Source organism: Povalibacter sp., from assembly GCF_036735925.1.
Lineage (GTDB): Bacteria > Pseudomonadota > Gammaproteobacteria > Steroidobacterales > Steroidobacteraceae > Steroidobacter.
The window spans coordinates 1-3263 of record NZ_DAINNK010000152.1 but is presented as its reverse complement, the minus strand read 5'-3'; the positions used below and the strand labels follow the sequence as shown (position 1 = coordinate 3263).

Below are 3263 nucleotides of genomic sequence, written 5' to 3'. Positions count from 1 at the left end.
TCGCTGCTGCTGCGCCGTCCGCCGGGCCGCGAAGCCTATCCGGGCGACGTCTTCTACCTGCACTCGCGCCTGCTCGAGCGTTCGGCTCGCGTCAACGAAGAGTACGTGGAGAAGAAGACCAACGGCCGCGTGAAGGGCAAGACCGGCTCGCTCACGGGCCTGCCGATCATCGAAACCCAGGCCGGTGACGTGACGGCCTTCGTGCCGACCAACGTGATCTCGATCACCGACGGTCAGATCTTCCTCGAAGGCGATCTGTTCAACGCCGGAATCCGTCCCGCCATGAACGCCGGCATCTCGGTGTCGCGCGTCGGCGGTTCGGCGCAGACGGGCATCATCAAGAAGCTCGGCGGCGGTATCCGTCTGGCGCTCGCGCAGTACCGCGAACTCGCGGCCTTCTCACAGTTCGCCTCCGACCTCGACCAGGCGACCCGCAGCCAGCTCGAGCGCGGCCAGCGCACCACCGAGCTGATGAAGCAGAAGCAGTACTCGCCGATGTCGGTCGCGGAAATGGCCCTGTCGCTCTACGCCGTGAACAACGGCTTCCTCGACAAGGTCGAGCTGAAGAAGGTCGGCGCCTTCGAAGCGGCCCTGCAGGCTTTCGCCAAGACCAACTACAAGCAGTTGATCGACGGCATCGATGCGAAGCCGGAACTGACGAAGGATGTCGAGGCGGGCCTGAAGAAGCTCTGCGAAGAGTTCGTGGCGACGGGAACGTATTGAAGAGCGACGAGCGGTGAGCTGCGAGCAGCGAGTCAGAGAAGCCTTCTTCCTTCTGGCTCGTAGCTACCAGCTCGCGGCTCAACGCTGAGCGAAGCGACGCACATGCCCAGCATCAAAGAAATCCGCATCAAGATCGCGAGCTTCAAGAGCACGCAGAAGATCACCAAGGCCATGAAGATGGTCGCGGCGAGCAAGATGCGTCGTGCGCAGGAGCGCATGAGTGCGACGCGTCCGTATTCGGAAAAGATCCGTCGCGTGATCGGCCACCTGCGCCACGCCAATCCGGATTACAAGCATCCGTTCATGGTGGAACGGCCGGCGAAGGCGGTTGGCTTCATCATCATCAGTACGGATCGCGGCCTGTGCGGCGGCCTCAACGTCAACCTGTTCAAGACGACGCTGGCGGCCATTCGCGACTGGCAGAAGCAGGGCGCCGAGGTGTCGACGTGTCTCATCGGTGCGAAGGGCGTGAACTTCTTCAAGCGCCTGAGCAACGTGAAGACGCTGGCAACCGTGACGCATCTCGGCGATCGCCCGCATGTCGCCGATCTGATCGGCACCGTGAAAGTCATGCTCGATCTGTATCGCGACGGCAAGCTCGATCGCCTGTACGTCGTGAACAACGTGCTCGTCAACACCATGACCCAGAAGCCGACGGTGCGTCAGCTGCTGCCGGTGGCTGCGGACGAGTCGGACGAGAGCAAGCTGCAGAAGCTGTGGGATTACATCTACGAGCCGTCGGCGGCCGAACTGCTGGACGGCGTGCTGATGCGCTACATCGAGTCGCAGGTCTACCAGGGCGCCGTCGAAAACGTCGCCTGCGAAATGGCTGCGCGCATGGTCGCCATGCAGAGCGCGACCGACAACGCCGGCAAGCTGATCGAAGAACTTCAGTTGATCTACAACAAGGCCCGTCAGGCCGCGATCACGAAGGAAATCAGCGAAATCGTGGGCGGCGCGGCGGCGGTGTGAGATCGAGCGGCGAGCAGCGGGCAATGAGCTGCTGGCCAGATGAAGAATTCTGGAATCGTTATCGGGCAATTGATAAGTGCAGTGATTGGCGCGGAAGCGCTCTGGCTCACGGCTAGCAGCTTCCCAGCTTCCCTGCGAGGAACGAGCAAATGTCTACCGGCAAGATTGTGCAGATCATCGGTGCTGTCATCGACGTGGAGTTCCCACGCGAGCACATCCCGAAAGTGTATGAAGCGCTGAAGCTCGAAGAGGGCAATCTCACGCTCGAAGTGCAGCAGCAGCTCGGCGACGGCGTCGTGCGCACGATCGCCATGGGCGTATCGGAAGGCTTGCAGCGCGGCCTCAAGGTCAAGGCCACGGGCGCGCCGATTTCCGTGCCGGTCGGCAAGGCGACGCTCGGTCGCATCATGGACGTGCTCGGCGATCCGCAGGATGAACGCGGTCCGGTCAAGGCCGACACCTACTGGCCGATTCACCGCGCCGCGCCGTCGTATGACGAACAGGCCGGCGGCCAGGATCTGCTCGAAACCGGCATCAAGGTCATCGATCTGCTCGTGCCGTTCGCCAAGGGCGGCAAGATCGGCCTGTTCGGCGGCGCCGGCGTGGGCAAGACCGTCACGATGCTCGAACTGATCAACAACATCGCGAAGGCGCACTCGGGTCTGTCCGTGTTCGCCGGCGTCGGTGAACGTACCCGCGAAGGCAACGACTTCTATCACGAGATGTCGGAAGCCGGCGTCATCAACCTGCAGAACCTGCCGGAATCGAAGGTGGCGATGGTGTACGGCCAGATGAACGAGCCGCCGGGCAACCGCCTGCGCGTCGCGCTCACGGGCCTCACCATGGCCGAATACTTCCGCGACGAAAAGAACGAGCAGGGCAAGGGCCGCGACGTGCTGCTGTTCATCGACAACATCTACCGCTACACGCTGGCCGGCACCGAAGTGTCCGCGCTGCTCGGCCGTATGCCGTCGGCCGTGGGTTACCAGCCGACGCTGGCTGAAGAAATGGGCGTGCTGCAGGAGCGCATCACCTCGACCAAGACCGGTTCGATCACCTCGATCCAGGCCGTGTACGTTCCGGCCGACGACTTGACCGACCCGTCGCCGGCCACGACCTTCGCCCACCTCGACGCGACCGTCGTGCTCGATCGTCAGATCGCCGCGCTGGGTATCTTCCCGGCCGTGAACCCGCTCGATTCCACCAGCCGTCAGCTCGATCCGCTGGTCATCGGCGAGGAACACTACAACGTCGCTCGCGGCGTGCAGGCCGTGCTGCAGCGTTACAAGGAACTGCAGGACATCATCGCGATCCTGGGCATGGACGAACTGTCGGAAGAGGACAAGCTGACCGTGTCCCGCGCCCGCAAGATCCAGCGCTTCCTGTCGCAGCCGTTCCACGTCGCCGAAGTGTTCACCGGCAACCCCGGCAAGCTGGTCCCGCTGAAGGAAACGATCCGCAGCTTCAAGGCCATCCTCGCCGGCGAATACGACGCGCTGCCGGAGCAGGCGTTCTACATGGTCGGCACGATCGAAGAAGCGGTCGAGAAGGCGAAGACGCTGCAGTAA

2 protein-coding genes and 1 pseudogene are annotated in these 3263 nt (G+C 63.0%); all 3 read left to right on the top strand.

What is annotated here, in order from left to right:
- Positions 1-723, top strand: a pseudogene (locus V7D81_RS22990) (F0F1 ATP synthase subunit alpha); the annotation flags it as partial.
- Positions 724-825: 102 nt separating this feature from the next.
- Positions 826-1695 carry a F0F1 ATP synthase subunit gamma gene (gene atpG / locus V7D81_RS22985; protein WP_324320720.1) on the top strand — a complete coding sequence of 290 codons (870 nt, stop codon included), beginning with the start codon at positions 826-828 and terminating at the stop codon, positions 1693-1695.
- Positions 1696-1844: 149 nt separating this feature from the next.
- Entirely contained in the window at positions 1845-3263 is a 1419-nt protein-coding gene (gene atpD / locus V7D81_RS22980) for a F0F1 ATP synthase subunit beta (protein ID WP_324320718.1), read from the top strand.

What these genes read in the sequence shown, in the direction of transcription:
- atpG (WP_324320720.1), top strand. Translation starts at nt 826, where the DNA reads ATGCCCAGCATCAAAGAAATCCGCATCAAGATCGCGAGCTTCAAGAGC.
- atpD (WP_324320718.1), top strand. Translation starts at nt 1,845, where the DNA reads ATGTCTACCGGCAAGATTGTGCAGATCATCGGTGCTGTCATCGACGTG.